Here is a 21,080-nt window from a genome sequence, read left to right as displayed (position 1 = left end):
ATTAAAATTTTGCATTTATACCCAGCGAAAAAGTGCGCAAGTAAGGGTACGAGGTATTGTAACCCGCCATCGGAATTTCCGGATCAATTGGCAACCCCTTCAGCTTATCAAAGGTGAGCAGGTTGAAGCCGCTTGCATAAATACGGAACGACGACATGTTGAAACGGCTGATGATCCCTTTTGGCAGGGTGTAGCCCAGTTCGGCATGTTTCAGTCTCAGGTAATCACCGGAGCGTAACCAGTAGTCGGAGTTTTGAGTATTGTTCCCCCTGTCGGCAATAGCCAACCTGGGGTATAAGGCTGTAGAAGCGGTAGCGGGTGTCCATCTATCCACACTAAACTGGTTAATATAACCCGCGTTGGCCGTGCTTGAGTTGATAATGTTATTGATAGAAATGGTGCTGCCCAGTGCTCCCTGGAACAATACCGAAAGATCAAATCCATGATAGGCTACCGTGGTACCAAAACCAAAGTACGATGTTGGTACAAAGCTGTAATCGTTGCGTACAAAGTCGAGGTTATCGATCACGCCATCGCCGTTCATATCTTTATAACGGATATCGCCCGGCTGTATGGTTCCAGAAAAACGCTGTTTGGGACCAGCGGCAATTTCGGCGGCGTTTTGGTAAATACCATCGGATACTAAAAAGTTGCTGATGTACGTAATATCGGATGTTGAACCGGCATCGGCATTTAACTGTGCTACGCTGGCAATGGGGTGGCCCAATGCTTTTTGATAGGCAGGTAAACCGGCTTCCTCATTAATAGCCAATATTTTACTGGTGGCATAGGTATAGTTACCAAACAAGCTCACATCAACTTTGTTAAAACGTTTGTTTAAGGTAAACTCACCCTCAATACCGCGGTAACGGGCCTTGCCTGCATTAATTTGTATTTGCGACTGGCCAATAATACTTGGCGTAATGGTATTGGTTAACAGGTTATCCCTAACTTCCTGAAAAACATCGGCGCTGATGGTTAACATCTGGTTGAAAAATTTGGTATCTAAACCAAGGCTGGCTTTTTTAGCGCGTTCCCAGGTTAGATCCGAATTTGCCAAAGCATTTTGGGTTGTACCTGCTACGTTGGTAAAACCAGTACCGTAAACGTAACCTGTTTGGCCACGGCTGTAATAGTTATCATAAGCGTATCTTCTGCTTAGACTAAAGGCATCGTTACCTACTATACCGTACGAGCCCCTGAGTTTAAGATAGCTTAAAAAAGAAACAGACTTAAGGAAGTTTTCGTCGGATACGATCCAGCCGGCAGATATGGCCGGGAAAAAACCATATTGTTTACCCGGTGCAAAGTATTGCGAACCTGAGTAGGTGCCAATAACATCGGCAAAGTAACGTTGCTTATAGCTGTAGGATAAACGGTTGGAGATACCTTCGGCATGGCTATCTAAAGTTGAAGGCACAGCAGTTTCTCTGCGATTATACCTTGTAGAAAAATTGATAGTGTGTTTTCCGAATGTTCTATCATAATCTAAACCACCCCAAAACTCATTGCTGCGGGTATTGCCGCTGAATGATGATGCCGCGTAACTGATCACCGCCGGAACACCAAACTGATCGTACCCGGTTGGGTTACCGCTTGTGGTGGGCGTGTACACCGCGAAATCCTGAGAGATACCCGAGCTGAATATACTCTGCACATCGTAAGAGTACAACACATTGGCTGACAAACCTTTGATCACAGCATCCAGCTTTTCGCGAACGTTAATATTGGCCAATAAGTTACGGGTCAGATCGTCGCGGTTACCGTTAGCCGATAGTAAAGCCAACGGATTGGTACGGAACAATGAGGTACCACCGTATGACCCATCAGGATTTAAGACAGGGTAAGCATTTGGAGGTGTATTGTTTATCGCGCTAAGCAAACCGGAGTTACCCGCGCTTGGATATTGCAGATCCATAATGCGGCCGCCAATATCCATCGATACATCTAAATTTTTGTTAACGTGCAGATCAAGATTGGTGCGGAAGTTATACCGCTGAAAGTTAGCATTGGCATCGTACGAACTGTTGTTACCGCCTTTATACAAACCATCCTGGTTAAAGTAACTTACCATGGTATAGTAGCGTGCAAACGAGTTACCGCCGCTTACCGTAGCCACGTAGCGTTGTACAGGGGCTACCTTTTGAATAAACTGATCGGTAAAGTTGTTGCTGGGGTATTTGTATGGGTCGGTACCGTTTTGGTATCCTGCCAAAGCTGTGGCATCATATAAAGGGGCGATACCGCTGTTGGCTTGCGCTTCGTTATACAATGTGGCGTAAGTATACGAATCAAGCGGACGGGTTACATGTGTTGGTGCCTGCAGGCCTGCTACCACATCTAAGGTAACTTTGGTTTTGGTAGCCTCGCCCCTTTTGGTGCGTACGTAAATAATACCGTTGGCTCCATACATACCGTACCATGATAATGACGCGGCATCTTTTAACACGCTGATGCTTTCTATCTCGTTCAGGTCCATGTCCACAAAATCGCGCTGTACACCATCAACCAATACCAGGGGGGCCTGGTTGCTGTTGTAGGATGAGCGGCCACGAATTAAAAAGCTGGCATCATCGGTACCCGGACGTGTGCCCAGTTGCTGTATGTATAATCCCGGTAAACGGCCCGCCAACACATTGTTTAAGGTTGATGATGGCAGTTGCGGTAAAGCATCGCCATTAATGGTACTTACCGATGCACTTACCTGGCGTTTTTTACGCACGCCGAACGGAATGTAAACATTATCGTTATCGCCGGCATCAATTAGACTTGGCTCTAAGGCCAGCGTCATATCGCGCGATTCGTATGCCGTGCGTGTGGCGGTATTGTACCCCTTCATCTGGAAAACCAATACATCGTTGGTTGAACATTTTAACGTGAACGAACCATCGGCACCGGTATTTACACCCGTGTTTTTTGATTCCTGCACAAAAACATTCACACCCGGCAGCGGCCTTTTGTTATTATCGGTAATCTTACCGGTTACGGTAAGCTGCTCATCGGGTTTTTGCGCCCGGGCTGTGCCGTAAAGGCACAGGCTAAACAAGCAGGTTATATATATTAAATATCTTAATTTCATAAAGGTTAATTCTACGTTTAAAAATTATATCAATTGCTTACCAACCCGGGTTCTGTACTAAGTTGCCGGCACTTTTGTACACCTCCTGGCGAGGGATAGGGTACCTGTGCATGTAATCTTTAAATGTTTTTTGGTACGCGTTTGATAGCAAAACCTTGGTGTAAGTAAATGTGCCGTTGGTGTTTTTAACCACATTCATCCCGTAAACGGGTTGGGCCACAATGTCAATTCCGGCTTTCCAGCGCATAATATCGTACCAGCGTTGGTCTTCAAAGGCCAGCTCTATGGCCCTTTCATGGCGGATGGCATCGCGCATTTGTGATTGGGTTAAACCGGCAGGCAAGCCAGGCATGGTCGGGTTAGTCAACACATCGCCAACGTGCATCCGTTGCCTTACCAGGTTAACGGCCGAGTACACATCGCTACCCGGTGTAGTTACAGCTTCGTTTTTAGCTTCGGCATAATCCAATAGTATTTCGGCATAACGGAAAAACACGTAGTTGATAAGCGCCGTTCCGGATGTGTTACGCACATAAGCCTCGGGCCACATTTTGCGGCAATAGTAACGTGTGGCCGTGTAAATTACGTTGGTAGGATTAAAATCCAAACCATAAGTTATACTTCCATTAGTTGCTGTTTGCGACCACATACCAATTTTACGACCCTGGTAAGTTTCATCATTATAGATCACGTTGGCGGTAAGTCGCGGGTCGCGGTTAGTATAAGGCGCTTGTGGGTTGTAACCCGATGTTGCATCGGTAATGGCTTTACCGTTTAACATTTCGTACAGGTCAACGTGGTTTTGTGTCGGATTCATTTGTCCGTTGGCACCACCGGAACCGGGCGACATGGCAAAATCGATAATTTTACCATCGGTATTGATACGGGCCGCCCGCACCTTGGTCATGATATATTCCGGTGACGATGCCACGTTCAATATATCGTTATAGGTAGTCTGTAACTGGTATTTTCCACTGGTGATGATCACGTTTGCCGCGTCGGCAGCTTTTTGCCATTTGGTTAAATCGTTGGTGGGGTTGCTTAGCGGGCTCGCCGCATAAAGCAAGGTACGGGCGCGTAACGCCCTGGCAGCGCCTAAAGTAGCACGGCCATAATTGCTGGCATCGTAATCCTCGGGTAATTGCTGCTCGGCTTTATCCAGGTCGGCAACAATAAATTTTACGCAGTCATCATAACTGGCACGCGGAAAATCAACATTATCATTTACGCCATAAACCTTATCAATAATAGGTACGCCACCAAAACGTTTGATCAACTCGAAATAGAAAAAGGCGCGTAAAAAGTGCATTTCGCCTTCAATACGGGTGGGGCTGTAAGCCGATGGCCAGGTAATATTTGGTATGGCTGCCAAAACCTGGTTGGTGATACGGATACCCTGGTACTCTCGGTTCCAGATATCGACAATGTCATTCAGGGTTGGCGTTTTTTCGGAGTAATCATTAAACAAACCCTGGTTTAAAAGGTAAACCGATGGGTCAAGGTTACCCGATACGGCTTCGTCCGAAGCTTGTGAAGTTGTGCCCCGGTGATCGTTAAAGCGAACATAATCGTCAACCAAAAAATTATAGGCATTATTGGCAAACTGCGACGTTTGAACTGGATCGCTGAATACGGCATCTTCCGGAAGGGAAACACCGGGAGTTCTGTCCAGAAAATCCTTTTTGCATGAGGCCTGGCTCAGCAAAAGCAAAACAGCGGATATTTTGAATATATGATTGATCTTCATGATATTAGAATTGAATGTTTACACCTAAGTTGTACACCTTTGATGATGGGTAAAGCGACTGCTTAGAAAAACTGGTGTTTGATAAGTTGACATTCTCCGGGTCTAAGTACATTTTAAACTTGGTCCAGGTGTACAGGTTTTGCCCGCTGGCATAAACTCTTATTCCCGAAAGGTGAATTTTACTTACCCAGTTTTTAGGCAATTGCCATGAAAGCTCCACATTACGCAATTTTAAATAAGCGGCGTTTTGCAAAATAAACTCGTTAGGCTGGTAGCTTGGGAACGAACTTGCACGAGAGTGTAAAGCCGGCCATGTAGCCGTTGCAGCGGTAGCAGGTGTCCAGCGGTTAAGCATAAAATCATACATCTGCTGGCCGTTGTTCTGCTCGGTCAATACCAGGTCCGAACTTACATTGGCCACTCCCTGAAACATCACATTAAGCGAAACGCTTTTGTAAGCCATGCGCGGGGTAAAGCTGTATGTATATTCGGGCGTGCGCGAGTAGCCTATAGCCACCTGATCTTCGCTGCTGATAATGCCATCGCCGTTGTAATCAAAATATTTCAGATCGCCGGGGATAACGGTAGCAAAGTTTGGTTTAGCTACGCTTGGGTTGGCAATATCATCGGCACTGTAAAAACCTAAAGTTTTATAGCCAAAAAACTGGCCTACCGGTTTACCCTGGTTTTTTTGATAATCGGGCCTACCTTGTGGTTCGTCCTGATTAATGATGCGGTTGTGCGCATAAGATAACTGGGTGTTGATACCGTAACTAAAATCGCCAAGTTTATCGCCAAAGTCTAATTCAACCTCGTAACCTTTGTTGTAAACCTCGCCTACGTTAACAGCCGGATAAAGGTGACCAAACTGTAACAAACCAGAACCCGAAGTTGCGGTACGTGCAGTCAAAATATCACGGCGGGTTTCATCAAAAAAATCAACATTAAATTTCAATTTGCTATCAAAAAACTGGCTCTCGAAACCGATGTTTCTTTTAGTACCGGTTTCCCAGGTTACATCCTCGTTGCCTAATCCATTACCTAAACTGCCAGCTGCTGTGCTTGGGTCGTTAGGTAGTATGGTAGTTGGGTACGTAGTTGGTGATGTTGGATTACCAAACTGTATCCCGCCTGTTTGCGCCACATAGTTGGTTAAGAAAAGGTAACGGCTGTTTAACTGATCATTACCAACCAAACCGTAACTACCTCTGATCTTTAAAAAGGTTAACCATTTTTGAGTGTTTTTAAGAAACGGCATATTGGTAAGCGTCCATCCAGCTGATATGGCAGGGAAGAAACCATACTTTTTGCCTGATGCAAAATTTTCGGACCCGTTATAGGCGGCGTCAAATTCTAAAAAATAGCGCTCTTTAAAATCATAAGTGGCGCGGGCAACCAAACCCTGAGCCGCACGCGGTGGCGCAGTCGTAGCAGTACTACCTGATACGCTAACCAATTGGCGGGTAAATAAGGCTAAAGCGGAAATATGATTATCATGGAAACTACGCTGAAAGTTAAAGCCCGATTGCAGGTTGCTGCGGATGGTACCACCATAATCTGCCAAAAGGGTACTCAAAGGCTCATCGCGCGGCCTGTCCGGCGATACGGTGATGTTGCCGGTTTGCCTGTCCCATACATAAGCAGCCCAAACCGCATTGCGGCGGGTGGTGCTGGTATAGTACGAATCGTAACCATAGTTGGTGGTAAAGCCCAAGCCTTTAACCAAAGCATCAAGCTTGTAGTTTACGTTAAAGGTACTTTCAATGGTATTGTTATCATCGTTACGGGTTCCCCAGCGGGTAATGGTTGCCAAGGGGTTCCAAACGTTGGTACCCACGTCCGGATTTTGCGCTATACGGCCATCGGGTAAAAACACAGGGTAGGCAAATGATGGCGTTTGCAGGATACGCGATATCATCCCCTCCAGGTTATCATAAGAGAAAGTACCCGATGATGAACGTAAACCCGACGGGCTGTAACGCTGCTCTAAGCGGCCGCCCAGTTTTATCCCAACCGTCAGATCTTTACTCAGGGTAATATCAATGTTGGAGCGCAGGTTATAACGGCTATAATCGGGCGTGGAATTGATACCGAACGGCGAATCAAACTTTTTGAAGATCCCATCCTGATACAGGTAACCTACTGATACGAAGCACCTTATCACTTTGGTACCACCGCTGATGTTAAAGTTGTGTTGTGTTTGCGGATATGCTGTTTTGGTTAAGTATTTAAACCAGTTCACATCCGGATAACCGTAAGGGTCCGACCCGTCTTTAAATTTTTGCAATTCCGCATCGCTCCATTTAGCGGCCGATCCGTCGTTCATTAAGCCTTCGTTCATTAACAAAGCGTTATCGTAAGAGCTTAAAGCTTTGGGGATACCGGTATAAGTTTGAATACTCACGTTCCCGGAATAACTGATTTTGGGTGCACCTATTTTACCGGCTTTGGTAGTGACCACAATAACACCATTGGCTCCACGAATACCATATATAGCTGTAGACGCGGCATCCTTTAAAACAGTGATATTCTCGATCTCATTCGGGTCGATGTCGCCAAAATTAGGGCGCTCAATACCATCAACTACAACAATAGCACCCGAATTATTGTAGGTGGCCACACCACGAATGTTCAAGATGGCACCATCGGCTCCTGGTACACCACTTTGCTGTACTGCTGTTAAACCTGTAACCCTACCTACTAAAGAGTTGGTAGTATTTGCCGTTGGCGATTGTAAAATCTTTTCGCCACTTACAATACTAACCGCCGCCGTTAGCGATGATTTTTTCTGTTGCTGGTTATAACCTAAAATAACAACCTCGTTAAGGTTCTTGCTATCATCGGCCAGGGTTATGTTGATTACCCTTTTGGCACCAACGGTAAATTCTTGTGCGCTAAAACCAACAAAAGAAAATGCAAGCACCGTAGTATTAGTGCTTACATTAAGGCTGTACTTACCATTAACATCGGTAGTTACACCATTTTGTGTGCCTTTAACGCGCACGCTAACCCCGGGCAGGCTTTCACCTTTTGAGTCGTTTACGGTTCCGGTAACGGTAAAACTTTGGGCAAACAATACAGAACTAAAGCAAACCAATAATAAGGTTAACATTAATTTGCTGACTGCTTGTTTTATGCTTTGAAGTTTACGCCCCGGAACGTTTACATAGTAAAGTAATTCCATACAAAATAATTTGTTTAGTAAATGTGGCCAACGCTGTTGCAAGCGCGGGCCATGTACAATTAGTTAATGAATGTTTTTAACAATGAATTAAATACCCTACCCAAACAGGTGGTGGAAGGGGCGCTGATGGAACTGGCCGTACAGCATACATCACAAGGTGTGCGTTGATTGGTTCTCATAAAAAATTTGGTTTGTTGGTTAGGCAAATATGTACAGGTCGTACAGTTTAAAGGGGGCTCAAACGGCCCTAAATAGGGGTGATATTTTCCCTTTTAATAAAAAAACAGGGGTTATACTGGAGTAAATTACGGGTTTTGTAAAACCTTATTGCTTTTCGGGGCAATTGAGCGGCTTACCAAATATTCTGATGGAGACAGATCGAACTGCTTTTTAAACTCCTTGCTAAAATATTTTCGGTCATTAAAGCCAACCGCAAAGGCTACATTGGCAATGCTCAGTTGATTTTGATCGAGCAGTTGCATAGCCTTTTGTAAACGGATGGATTTGATAAAATCGGCAACGGAAAGATCAGTTAGCATTTGCACCTTTTTGTAAAGTACATTTTTGCTCATCCCAATTTCATCCATCAGTTCGGTAACGCCAAACTCGGTGTCCTCTATATTCTTTTCGATAATGGCCATCAACTTTACCAAAAACTTTTCTTCGGGTGAAGCCGGTTCGCCAGTACGCGGATGCAACAACAACTCACGGCTAAAGCGTTGCTGCATAGCTTTTTTAGATGCAAGTATGTTATGCACCTGTAACTGTAATAATTGCAAACTAAAGGGTTTAGTGATATACGCATCCGCACCATGCTCAAAACCGTTAAGCTGGTGTACAAAAGCCGCCCTTGCGGTAAGCATAATAACAGGGATATGGTTCAACCGCTCGTCCGACTTAACATGCCGGCATAATTCCGTACCGTCCATCTCTGGCATCATTACATCGGTAATGATCATATCGGGCATGGTCTGTAAAGCGGCTTGCAGCCCCAAGGCACCATTTACGTTTTCTATAACGTTGTAAGTAGTTTCCAAAGCCTCGCGGATAAAACGCCTGATCTCGTCGTTATCCTCTACGATCAATATGGTACTGTTGCTTGCCGGTGCAATTAGCACGGGCTTCTCGTCGATCATCTGATCAACCTGCGATTGAATATAATAATGCGACACATCCTCAGTGCTGATTTCGTTCTCAATAATACGGCTTGTATCCAGATGTTGATCTCCGCCCCTTAACCAAACCGTAAATACCGTTACCCCATTTTGGGTGGCTGTTGCCGGTTTACTGTATACCGATATGAGGCCCTTGTGTAGCTCAACAATATTTTTAGACAAGGCCAAGCCAATACCCGTACCCAAATTATGCGCATGCGGATCATCAACCTGAAAAAAATCTACAAATAATTTATCTTGGCTGCTCTCTGGTATTCCCTTTCCGTTATCGGTTATCTGTATCTCGGCACCGCTATTCTGTTCTTTTACACTTACGTGGATGGTACCGCCATCGGTCGTAAATTTAAAAGCATTTGATAACAGATTGAAAAATACCTTTTCCAGTTGGTCTTTATCCATATAAATGGATATCCCGGCTTCTGGTTGCTCAAAAGTGTAATTGATGTTTCGGCGCATGGCCAGGTTTTGGAAGGATAAAAAGATCTCTTCCAAAAATTTAACAATGTCGTTTTCGGCGTAATATAGTTTGAGGTTCCCGGTTTCGGCCTTTCTAAAATCAAGCAGCTCGGTAACCAGGCGCATCAGGCGGTCGGCATTATTTTTTACATGGCCCAGTTGCCTGAAAATATCACCGTTTTTACGGGCCGATTCCATGATCTTTTCCAGTGGACCCAAGATCAGCGTAAGTGGTGTACGGATCTCGTGCGATACATTGGTAAAAAAGTTAAGTTTCATTTGATACATTTCCTGCTGGCGCTCGTTTTGCAGGTGTTCGTGATACAGATCGCGTTTCAGTTTGGCCCGTGTTTGGAAAATATTGAAAGCCACATACAAAACCGTAGCAAAACTCAACAGATATAACAAATATGCCCACCATGTTCGCCAAAAAGGCGGCAATACCGTAATATTAATGGTTGCCGTATTGTTGCTCCAAACACCATCGTTGTTAGTGGCTTTTACAATAAACTTATAATCGCCGGGTTGTAAGTTGGTGTAGCTTGCCGAGTGTTGGGTGCCAACATAGTGCCAGCCGTCACTATTGTTCAATCCTTGCAATTTATAGGCGTATTGGTTATTTTCGGGATTATTAAAATTCAGGGCCGCAAACTCCAAACTAATAAAACCCTGATCGTAACTTAAGGTTAAAGTTTTAGTTTCAGTGATGGATTGTTTGAGCGGGGAGCTTTCGTCTCCAATTATCACCGGCTTGTTTTTAATGAGCAGGTTGGTTAAAATTACTTTTGGCTCAAAAGTATTTTTAAGTAAACGGTTAGGGTTAAATACAGTTAAGCCATTTATCCCACCGAAAAGCACATCGCCGTTCCGAGTTTTTATACCCGAATTGGTTTCAAACTGGTTACTGGCCAAACCATCGTTAGCGGTATACTGCGTTACCTCAATATCATTTGCGTTAAAGGGAACCTTAAAGTTCTTAAAATGCACCTTAAATAATCCATTATCGGTACTCAACCAAAGTTTGCCACTGTTATCCTGAACAATAGCATGGATCACATCGTCGGTTAAACCTAACTTACTATCAATGACATAAAATAGTTTATTGATCTCGTCAAAATAATTCAGACTGCCATTTTCGGTACCTATCCAAAGATGATGGTCATTATCATAAAATAAACTGATCACTGTGCTATTGCTGATCGAGTTTCGTTCCGATCGTTTGTAAACGGCAGTGAACTTCCTTTTTTCGGTATTAAAATAATTCAATCCGTTTTGGGTGCCGATCCATAGGTTGCCTTTATCATCCTTAATTAAGGCGGTCACAAAATTATCACTGAGTGATTTTTTGTCTTTAGCATCGTGCTGATAGGTTATAAACTGGCCGCTATAGTTTAAAAACTGTAATCCCCCGCCATTGGTGCCTGCCCAAACGCCATCGTTATCGGGCAATACAGTATTGATCAGGTTTTCGCTTAACTTACCTTCGTGCACCGGGAACTTGTAATAGGTAACAGCCTTGGTTTGTTTGTTAAAACGGCACAAGCCATCAAGCGTACCTATCCATAAATTGCCTTGCTTATCGGGTGCGATAGCTTTAACGCCATTACTTGAGTTACCCTGACGGTTACTTTTTACAGAGTAATAGCTACTACTGCCCGTTTTTCGGTCTATCAGGTTTAGGCCGCCGCCCATTGTACCTATCCACAACTTGTTATCAGCATCCTCGCTAATGGCATTTACTACCGGATGGTTGAGCCCAATATGTGAGCCTTTGCTTTCGCCGACATTGGAGAAATTGTTATTACCGGGATAATAAATATTAATTCCGCCGGCAAAGGTGCCTATCCAAACCCCCGAAGCGTTATCCTGCAGAAAGCTCCAAATGGTACTGTCGTTCAAACTATCATCGTCCGACGAGTTATGAACAAATGTTTTGAAAACACCGGTGTTGCTGTCAAAAATACTTAAGCCGCGGCGTGTACCAATCCAAATGGTATTGTCGCTGTGCACCATAATAGCTTTAACCCAATCAGACGAGAGTGAATTGGGGTCAGTATCCGAATGAATATAGTGGACACATACACCGGTAGCATTACTGTACCTGAATAGGCCCGAAGTTTCGGTACCGAACCAAATATCGCCGTTTCTATCCTGTTGTATCACCAATACTTTGGCTGCCATTAATTCGGCATTATCCTGGATCGATTTTGGAAGTGCAATGATCTGTTGTGTTTTGGGGTTGAATCGTTTAACTCCACGACGTGTGCCTACCCAAATAGTCGACTGCTTATCCTGGTAAAGTATAAAAGTAATGCCGCTGAAAATATCGCTGTTTTGTGGTGTCGAAAAGCTTTTAACATCAGTCAATTTATAATTAACCGTGTCAACCTGCTTAACGCCCCCAAAGGTTGCTGCCCATAAATTGCCGTAACCATCCTGAATAACGGACGAAATGTAATTGCGCCCTCCTTTTATATTCTGGATACCTACCGACTTAAACACATCGGCCTTAGGGTCATAGATGTTTAACCCATTGGATGTACCTATCCAAAGGTTTTTATTTCCATCCTCGCAAATGGTGTTTACGCGGTTATTACTTATCGTTTTTGGATTTTTATCCTGATGCCTGTAAGTATGAAAATCATAGCCGTTATATCTGGTTAACCCCTTCCAGTTACCTATCCAGATGAAGCCCTTATCATCCTGAAAAATAACCCCGATAGGGCTTTGAACCAAACCCTCCTTATACGAAAGGTGATGGAATTTTAATGGCAATTGCTGAGCCGTTGAACACAAAGTGAACAACATTAAAGCAACGACCACGATGTGTTTTTTAGTGATATATTGGAATATCGCCATTAAGGGCACTGATTATAAATGTTTGTGACATATAAAGGTAGCACAATGTTAACTATTTGACAATGTAAAAAGCAAATGCATTCCATTAATATCACTGTAGTTGCTGGATATAGATTTATTTTAGGGATATGGTAGAGCTGGGCGGTTGTACCTGCGGTAAAGGTTGGATAGTGGCCGATTGGTTTTGCTGCCTCTTGAGCTTAACTTAATGACATTGAGAGCGCCCCCTTATTTTGAAACTGCCCGGCGGCAGGCTACGCTCGTCTGAAGAACGTCCCCGGTTTTCTTATGATTGGATGATTTTGGTGAAAACAGGGGGCGCTTTAAGGCACAAAGATTTAGCTGTAGAATTGGTATTGGGGTAAAATGATTTTTCGGCCTATCTCCTTGTAGGGTGATCAGTTATTTTCGTTAAACATCAGGTGTAAAATTGAATGTGCATAACGAGCTTACCGGTGGTATCGCTTATACGTTGCGCCTGGACTTCGAAACGCTTTGATAATTGGGTCAGCATAACTACTACTTAACTACAATATTACTTAAACGACGAAAACAGAAATAAAACTACCAGCGCACGGTTTTAAACTTCCAGCCCGGTTCAACCTTTTGCATTTCTACTTCATCGTCGCGCTTGGTTAAACCGCAGTTGAGGTAGTTTTGGTGCAGCCTGGCCAATTCGTCGCGGTTAAGCTCAACGCCTAACCCCGGTTCGTTTGATACAGCCACCGAGCCATCTTCAAACTTAAACCTCCCGGCGGTTATTACCTCGTCGCTTTGCCAAGGGTAATGGGTATCAAGAGCATAGGGCACTGTTGGTAAGGCGGCGCCTAAATGCACCATAGCGGCAAGGGATATGCCCAGGTGACTATTGGAGTGCATTGATAAGCCACGGCCAAAGGTTTCGCATATCTTAGATAGCTCCATCGAACTTTTAAGGCCACCCCAAAAATGGTGATCGCTCAAAATAATATCTTCGGCGCCAATAGCTATACTATGGGGTATATCATCAAAAGCGGTAGTACACATATTGGTTGCCAATGGTGTTTTTACCGCTTTGCGTACTTCGGCCATGTTTGCCTGGCCCCGGGTTGGGTCTTCCAGGTATTCCAACACGCTTTCCATTTCGCGGCCATATTTTATCGATGTTTCCACAGTCCATAAGGCATTTGGGTCGATACGTAAAGGAACATCTGCGCCAAAGGCTTCGCGCAAAGCAAACACCGAATCAACTTCTACGCGCGGTTCAAATACCCCGCCTTTTAGCTTGATAGATTTAAAGCCAAACTCATTACACATGGCTTTTGCCTGATCAACAATTTGGGCCGGGTTAAGTGCGCTTGCCTGCCGGCCAGCAGCCCATCCTGTGGCACTTGCATCGGTACCAAAGCCCAGTTCGCCACCGGCACCTTCGTGTTTGTAAAACAGGTATGCCGAAAACGGAACGGCATCGCGCATTTTGCCGCCTAATATATCAACTATTGGCCGGCCGGTTACCTTACCGATAATATCAAGACAGGCAACTTCGATAGCACTGAATATGTGAACAAGCTTACGCTGATCCCAAGGCGTATAGCCACGCTGCGATGCGGTTTCTTTACCAAAAAAGCTTTCTAAAACATACCTTATTTCATTCAGCTGGAAGGGATCGCGTCCAATGATAAGGCTTTTTGATTGTTCAAGTGCTTCATCAATACTGATATTGCCCGGAATTTCGCTGATACCCGATATATTATCATCGGTAATTAATTCAACAATGGTACGCAATGCATAAGGCGCGTGTAAACCTGCAGCATTTAACAACGGTGGATCAATTACAGCAATTGGGGTAATAATAAATTGCTTTATCCTGGGGCCATTCTGTTTCAAAAACTTGCTATCTATAGTTGTCATTCGGAATAGTTTTATTGGCTGATATTTGATAATTGTTCTATTAATAAAGCAATAGCGCTGTGGTCAAGTTCGCCTTTACCCTGCGCTATTAGCGCATCCATGTGATTAGCTACCTGCGCGGTACCATACAAGGGTACCGAAAACTCTTTACCTGCCTGCAAGGCTATATTCATATCCTTACGGTGAAGTTTGATTTTAAAGCCGGGTTTAAAATTACGGTCGATAATACGTTGGCCGTGCAGGTCCAAAATTCGACTTTGGGCAAAACCGCCCAAAAGCACTTCGCGCATTTTTCCAAGATCAAGGCCTGCTTTATTAGCTAATGTAAAAGCTTCGGCAATGGCGTTAATGGTTATGCCAACTATCATTTGGTTACATGCTTTGGTTACTTGCCCTGAGCCTGCTTCGCCTATCAGCACTATATTTTTGCCCACGCAACTAAATACAGGCAGCGCACGGTTAAAAGCAGCCTGGGTGCCGCCAACCATAATAGATAATGATGCAGCTTCGGCGCCAACCTGGCCACCGGATACAGGCGCATCAAGCGCTTCCACATTTTTTTGTTGAAATAACCGGTATATGTTTTTTGCTGTAGAAGGTGCTATGGTACTCATATCAATAAACAAAGCACCCGTTTTAATACCCGCCAATACACCATCTGCTCCCGATATAACATCTTCTACTTCGGGCGAATCGGGCAGCATAGTAATAACAATATCGCTGTTTTGGGCTATTAGCATTGCACTTGTGTACACGGTTGCCCCGGCATTTACCACTTCGGCTGCAGCCTTATTTTTTTCGAGAACCGCTACAGGATAGCCGGCTTTAAGTAAATTTAAGGCCATGGCTTTGCCCATAATGCCTAATCCTATAAATCCAATTTTTTCCATTTAGTTATTTATTGTTGATATGTTAAATTGAAGGGAGCAGTTTAGCGGCTATCATTATAGCTATTAGCCCGCTTATGCCCATAATTGCCAGTAATGGCGAAATTGTTTTGAGAGCCTCGCGCTCGGTTAGGTTACTTACCCGGCATACCACCCAAAAGCCGGCATCGTTCATCCAGGGTACCAGTTTAGAGCCGCAGCCAATGGCCAGGCATAGGTATAAAGGGTGGTAACTTAGGTGCGCCCCGGTTGCCATCCCCGAAAGGATACCCGAAGCCGTTATTAACGCCACCGTTGCCGAACCTTGCGCCGTACGTACAATTGCCGTAATAAAAAACGCCAGCGGAATTAATGCCATCTGGTAGTTTTTGGTTAGATCAGCTATCCGCATGCTGATGCCGCTTTGTTGCAGCATACCGCCAAATGCCCCCCCTGCCGCAATAATGAGGATGATACCCCCACCACCCATTAACGCCGCTTGTACGGATGTGCCAATAGCTTCTTTACCCGCCCTTTTTTGCATAGCTAAAATAATGAGCGCGGCTATGCCGCCTATTACCAATGCCATGTTTTTATCGCCCATAAATTCAACCGTGCTAATGAGCGCCGTAAATGCCGCACCTCCACCTTTTAAATTGGTGGCAGGTAGCGATGTAAGTATGGTATTGAAACAGATAAATAGCAAGGGTATTAAAACAGGCATCAACGAAATACCGAGGCCCGGCAATTGTGAAGTATCTTTTCGCGATATTTCCTCGATATCTTCAAGGTGAGCATCAACCGAATCGCGCAATGGTACGGGCCATTTTTTGTTGGCCCACGCAGCATAAGCATAGCCGCTTGTTATGGTAATTAACCCTAAAAAAGTACCGCCGATCATCATCATGCCAATAGGTACGTGCATTTCGCCAACCAAAAATAGCGGGCCCGGTGCTGGTGGTACCAACGAATTAGCCATGGCAGCACCAGCCATAATACACATGATAAATAACAGATAGTTTTTACCGATGCGCACTGTTATCGCTTTTGCCAGGGGTATCATCAGCAACAGCACGGTATCAAAAAAAACAGGTATGCCAATAAAAAAGCTGCTCACCAAAAAGGCTACAGGCGCTTTGTTTATGCCGGTAAGTTTCAATATTGACCGGATGATGCGCTCGGCAGCGCCGCTCTCTAACAAGCATTTGCCTATAATAGATGCCATGGCTATTAACACCCCTATTTTAGCGCAGGTATTGCCAAACTCAATAGCTACCCTTTCGCCAATGTTTTTGTGCGAAAGTTCGAGCGCGGCCTTGGCCGACATGCCCTTGTTTAGCGCATATTGCTCTACCGAAAACGCCGGCGTTAACATAGCTACTACCAAAGCACCAAACAACATGGCCAAAAACGGGTGCAGCTTAAAGCCGATAATACCGGCAACAACAACCAATATGCCTGCCGCCAAAATGAATACCGGATCAGTTATGATATTTTGCATTAGGCCGGTTTGTTTGCCGCCACTCGCATGGCGTTAAGTTTAGCGGCCAGGTTGCGTGCGCCGTCGGCCACAAAGGCGGCATCCGCACCGCAAGCCATCAGCCTGATACCAAAATTGTGATAAGTATTATAATCGTCGGGGTTAAAAAATAGTATACCAGTAGCCTTGCCAGCCTTATTTGCCGCGCTTACTATCGCTTTTACAGCATCGGTAAAGCGAGGGTTATCAAACTCGCCAAAAATTCCCATTTCCATGGTTAGGTCTGCCGGGCCAATAAATAGTACGTCAACACCATCCAAAGCGGCTATCTCATTCAAGTGGTTTAAAGCCTCTAAGGTTTCTATCTGTATAACCCCCAAAACGTTCTCAAACGAATCGCGGTAGTAATCGTTAAAATCTTTACCATAACCGGTTGCACGTACCATTTTAGCAACCCCTCTGGAGCCTACCGGTGGGTAATGCAACCCTTTAACTACGGCTTTTGCTTCGTCGGCATTATTAACCTTTGGGCACATTACACCTTCGGCACCCATATCCAATACACGGTGTATGCGTTGCGGGGCAGTACTTTCAACCCGCACAAGTGCTGCTGCGGGCGTATGCTGTAAAGCCTGTAATTGATGCAGCACATCAATTTCGGCCCCTGAACCATGTTCCAGATCTATCAAAACCCAATCATAACCCGATAGGCCCACAATTTCGGCGGTGATAGCGCTACCGGCGTTTAGCCAGCAGCCATTTAAAGTTTCGCCTTGCTTAAGTCGTTTCTTTAGGTCTTTCATTTTAAGATGGAGTTAGGGTTTGATTTTAGCATATTGCCAATAGAGGTAGCCGTTCCGGTTAAATTATCAGTTGTATTGGCTAAGGCAGTTTGTAGGTCTGTATCCTGATCATTAATAGATAGCAATATATCAAAGTATTTTAACATTTGTGCCGAAGGCTTTAACGGCACCCTCCCAGCCATGCCAATTACAGGCAAGCCTTTAAGTTTGGCCTGTTTAGCTACACCAAACGGGCCCTTGCCTTGCAGGGTTTGCTCATCAATACTACCCTCGCCTGTAACAACCACGTCAGCGTTTTTTAATACCGCATTAAAATTGGTAAGGGCTAAAAAAGTATCTATCCCGTTAGCTAACCTTGCGTTTATAAAGCAGTTTAAACCGGCCGCCGCGCCTCCGGCTGTACCACCATGTTTTACCGATGCCATATCCATACCTGTGTGCTGAAACGCGATCATAGAAAATTGGGTCAACGCCATTTCCAATTGATGTACATTAGTTTCCGAAGCACCCTTTTGAGGTCCAAATACCGCTGCCGAACCTTGCGGGCCTAACAGTAAATTATCAACATCGCAAAGTATAGTCACTTCACAGTTCAATATTCTTTCGTCCAGATGAGACGTATTTATTTCGGCCAGTGTAGCCATTGTTTCGGGTGTACCCGGCAGCTCACGCCCTTCGTTATTCAAAAACTGCACACCCAATGCGGATAAAATACCCGCGCCGCCATCAACAGTAGCAGAGCCGCCCATGGCCAATATTATTCGTTTTACGCCCCTGTCTAAAGCAGCGATCATTAGCTGACCTGTACCAAACGATGTTACCCTTAATGGCGACAATTCTTCAGGCTTTAAAAGCCTGATACCCGAAGCCGAAGCCATTTCAATAACCGCCGTTTCACCGCCATCAATTACCCCAAAAGATGCATCAATGTTACGCCCTAAAGGATCCTGAACGGTTACGGTTACTATTTCACCCACACACTGTTTAATGATCAGGCTGCCGGTACCGTCGCCTCCATCCGCTATCGGGAAGCACTGGCAAATACAGTCCAAATCGCTTTCTTCAAAACCCTTTTTAATGGCCAGGGCTGCAGCCTCGGCATCAACGGCGTGTTTAAAAGCATTGGGGGCAATAAGTATATTTAAAACGTTGGGGTCCATTCCGTTATTCGGTATTTATTTGGTGATTCCCTTAGATTGATACGCCGGTTTGTTAGCCCAGCTTTTACTGGCAGTATCCTGCAAATATATATCCAGTTTACCGCCATTCATAATATCGCTGTAGCGGATAAAACTATTAAGCATTGGCTTACCATTCCATTTAACCAAGTGTATGTATTGTGCGTTTTTACTGGTTTTATGGCAAGCAACATTAAAAATTTTGCCATCTTTCAGGCTGATAGCAACATGATCAAATATTGGAGAGCACAGCAAATACTCACCCGATACCGGGTTTACGGGGTAAAAACCCATAGCCGCAAACATGTACCATGCCGACATTTGCCCCGCATCATCATTACCACCTAAGCCCCCGGGTCCGTCACTATATTCGGCTGCCAATATTTTTCGTACGGCAGCTTGCGTTTTCCATGGCGATGGCGTGTAATTGTACATAAACGGTATTTGGTGGCCCGGCTCGTTACCGTGCCAGTACTCGCCTTTACTAAACAAACTATCTAATGCCCGTTCCATTTTGTTTGAGCCGCCCATCAGTTTATATAAACCCGGCACATCGTGCGGAACATAGAAGGTATATTGGCGGGCGGTACCTTCGGTAATATAAGTTTCCTTTTTATCCGGATCAAAAGGGGTTGACCAGCTACTGTTGCTATGCTTGCCTCGTACAAAACCGCTTTGCGTATCGAACACATTTTTGTAATACCCGGCACGTTTAATCAGCGTAGTATAGTCGGCGTTTTTTTGCAGGCCTTTGGCAAATTGCGCCAGGGCGAAATCATCATAAGCATATTCCATGGTACGGCTCACCTGCTCCATTTTATGGAATGCATCCAGCACGCTATCCTCAACCGGGATGTAGTTGTATTTTAAATAGCTATCCAGCGCACGGCGGCCCTTGCCTTCAACGTAATCGGCGTGGCTGGCGGGTATATCAAAGGCATTGTGTTTAAGCAACTGGTACGCTTCGGCAACATTGTAATTGCGGATACCTTTAAGATATGCCGAACTGATAACCGATGTAGTATGATCGCCTATCATTTCGGACGTATAACTATTCCAACAAGGAAATATCGGCATCCAGCCACCTTGTTTACCTTTTAATATGAGCGATTGCACCAGGTTGTTTACAAACGTTGGGTTTAATATTTCGAACATAGGTATCTCGGCCCGGTAAATATCCCACATCGAAAAATCATCATAATAATTACCGCTGGCCAATTGTTCGGTTTGGTAGCTTGATGAGAAACGAGGGTATCGCCCGTCAACATCGTTAAACAAACGAGGCTGCTGCATGGCGTGGTAATAGGCCGTATAAAAAATAGTTTTGTCGCGCTCGTTGGCGGATTCAACTTTTATTTGGCTAAGCGCTTTTTGCCAGATGGCCTTATTTGCCACAGCTGTTTGCTCAAAATTAAAGGAGGGCATTTCGGCCTGCAAGTTTTTACGCGCTCCATCAAACCCGGTAAACGATGTACCTATGCGAATAGTCAGCTTTTCGCCTTTATTTAACTTAAAGCCTATATACGCGCCCATATTAGTTCCGTTTTTTATGCTGTCTGTTTTAAAGATCTTATCTCCGGCAAAAGTGCCTCTACGGACTAAACCCCTATCAAACCTGATGACAAAAAAGCCACTGAAACCCGCGCTTTTGCCCCAACCCTGGTAAATACGGTGTCCGGGGTTGTAGCCGTATATTTCTCCGCGCTTTTCATCCACTTTAATAAAACCTTCGTGGTAATCGCTGTTAGGTGTTATCAATAAATACAGGCTGTCGCTTTTGTTCATGGTAAACTGCATCATACCGCAACGCTCGGTTGCTGTTACGGCTGCGGTTACCTGGTAGGGTTTAATGTTTACCTGGTATAAATCGGGCGATGATATTTCATCATCATGATCAAATTTGGCGGCGTAGTTGGTTGTTTTTAAATTACCGGTAATGGGCATAATGGTAAAGCTGCCGTAATCTTGCGTGCAGGAGCCGCTTAACCAGTGCGAGCCGCGCAAACCACTTAACATATCATCTTTATAATAATAGGGCGGTACGCATTTACTTTCGGTGGCCTGGGTTTGTGGTGTCCACTGTGTCATACCGAAGGGAGCCGTAACGGCGGGTATAGTATTGGCATACCTTGCCTGTACCGAGCCATGTTTTAAGGCCGATGAAGTAGTTGCCGTTGCAGTACCTGCCATTGGCTGCACGTATTTTACAATATCCTGCCCAAAGGTTGCCGAACCGGTTAATAAAGCCGCAATGCCGCACAGGGCAAAAAGTGATGTAGAAATATTGTTCATTTTGGAGTATTGGAAATACATCAATGCAATCGCTATTAGCATTAAAGGTAAACTACTATTATAAACTAACC

General features: G+C 44.7%; 10 protein-coding genes. All 10 read right to left on the bottom strand.

The annotated features are described in order from the left end of the window. Position 1: 1 nt before the first annotated feature. Entirely contained in the window at positions 2 to 3,079 is a 3,078-nt protein-coding gene (locus ABIN91_RS14590; protein WP_348051954.1) for a TonB-dependent receptor, read from the bottom strand. A gap of 37 nt (positions 3,080 to 3,116) precedes the next feature. Then, entirely contained in the window at positions 3,117 to 4,826 is a 1,710-nt protein-coding gene (locus ABIN91_RS14585) for a RagB/SusD family nutrient uptake outer membrane protein (protein ID WP_348051952.1), read from the bottom strand. Between the two features lie 4 nt (positions 4,827 to 4,830). After that, positions 4,831 to 8,010 (bottom strand): TonB-dependent receptor, encoded by a 3,180-nt coding sequence (locus tag ABIN91_RS14580; protein ID WP_348051950.1) that lies wholly within the window; start codon positions 8,008 to 8,010, stop codon positions 4,831 to 4,833. 305 nt (positions 8,011 to 8,315) lie between these two features. Then, a complete protein-coding gene (locus tag ABIN91_RS14575) occupies positions 8,316 to 12,500 on the bottom strand; it encodes a two-component regulator propeller domain-containing protein (RefSeq protein ID WP_348051949.1) in 4,185 nt (1,394 codons plus the stop codon). A gap of 564 nt (positions 12,501 to 13,064) precedes the next feature. Further along, positions 13,065 to 14,390, bottom strand: a complete 1,326-nt coding sequence (locus ABIN91_RS14570) for an enolase C-terminal domain-like protein (RefSeq protein WP_348051948.1) — start codon at positions 14,388 to 14,390, stop codon at positions 13,065 to 13,067. An 11-nt stretch (positions 14,391 to 14,401) separates the two neighbouring features. Then, positions 14,402 to 15,280, bottom strand: a complete 879-nt coding sequence (locus ABIN91_RS14565; RefSeq protein ID WP_348051947.1) for a 2-hydroxy-3-oxopropionate reductase — start codon at positions 15,278 to 15,280, stop codon at positions 14,402 to 14,404. A gap of 22 nt (positions 15,281 to 15,302) precedes the next feature. After that, positions 15,303 to 16,757 carry an SLC13 family permease gene (locus ABIN91_RS14560; RefSeq protein WP_348051945.1) on the bottom strand — a complete coding sequence of 485 codons (1,455 nt, stop codon included), beginning with the start codon at positions 16,755 to 16,757 and terminating at the stop codon, positions 15,303 to 15,305. Then, positions 16,757 to 17,539 carry an aldolase/citrate lyase family protein gene (locus ABIN91_RS14555; RefSeq protein WP_348051944.1) on the bottom strand — a complete coding sequence of 261 codons (783 nt, stop codon included), beginning with the start codon at positions 17,537 to 17,539 and terminating at the stop codon, positions 16,757 to 16,759. The genes ABIN91_RS14560 and ABIN91_RS14555 overlap by 1 nt, the downstream gene beginning before the upstream one ends. Then, positions 17,536 to 18,699 (bottom strand): glycerate kinase, encoded by a 1,164-nt coding sequence (locus ABIN91_RS14550; protein WP_348051943.1) that lies wholly within the window; start codon positions 18,697 to 18,699, stop codon positions 17,536 to 17,538. The genes ABIN91_RS14555 and ABIN91_RS14550 overlap by 4 nt, the downstream gene beginning before the upstream one ends. A 15-nt stretch (positions 18,700 to 18,714) precedes the next feature. Continuing rightward, a complete protein-coding gene (locus ABIN91_RS14545; protein WP_348051942.1) occupies positions 18,715 to 21,051 on the bottom strand; it encodes a GH92 family glycosyl hydrolase in 2,337 nt (778 codons plus the stop codon). Positions 21,052 to 21,080: the final 29 nt, after the last annotated feature.

This window comes from Mucilaginibacter sp., from assembly GCF_039921305.1.
Taxonomy (GTDB): Bacteria; Bacteroidota; Bacteroidia; order Sphingobacteriales; family Sphingobacteriaceae; genus Mucilaginibacter.
This window is presented reverse-complemented; position numbering and strand designations above follow the sequence as displayed.

Bases quoted from the DNA above. Each gene is read 5' to 3' on its own strand.
- ABIN91_RS14590 (WP_348051954.1), bottom strand. From the start codon at position 3,079: ATGAAATTAAGATATTTAATATATATAACCTGCTTGTTTAGCCTGTGC.
- ABIN91_RS14585 (WP_348051952.1), bottom strand. From the start codon at position 4,826: ATGAAGATCAATCATATATTCAAAATATCCGCTGTTTTGCTTTTGCTG.
- ABIN91_RS14580 (WP_348051950.1), bottom strand. From the start codon at position 8,010: ATGGAATTACTTTACTATGTAAACGTTCCGGGGCGTAAACTTCAAAGC.
- ABIN91_RS14575 (WP_348051949.1), bottom strand. From the start codon at position 12,500: ATGGCGATATTCCAATATATCACTAAAAAACACATCGTGGTCGTTGCT.
- ABIN91_RS14570 (WP_348051948.1), bottom strand. From the start codon at position 14,390: ATGACAACTATAGATAGCAAGTTTTTGAAACAGAATGGCCCCAGGATA.
- ABIN91_RS14565 (WP_348051947.1), bottom strand. From the start codon at position 15,280: ATGGAAAAAATTGGATTTATAGGATTAGGCATTATGGGCAAAGCCATG.
- ABIN91_RS14560 (WP_348051945.1), bottom strand. From the start codon at position 16,757: ATGCAAAATATCATAACTGATCCGGTATTCATTTTGGCGGCAGGCATA.
- ABIN91_RS14555 (WP_348051944.1), bottom strand. From the start codon at position 17,539: ATGAAAGACCTAAAGAAACGACTTAAGCAAGGCGAAACTTTAAATGGC.
- ABIN91_RS14550 (WP_348051943.1), bottom strand. From the start codon at position 18,699: ATGGACCCCAACGTTTTAAATATACTTATTGCCCCCAATGCTTTTAAA.
- ABIN91_RS14545 (WP_348051942.1), bottom strand. From the start codon at position 21,051: ATGCTAATAGCGATTGCATTGATGTATTTCCAATACTCCAAAATGAAC.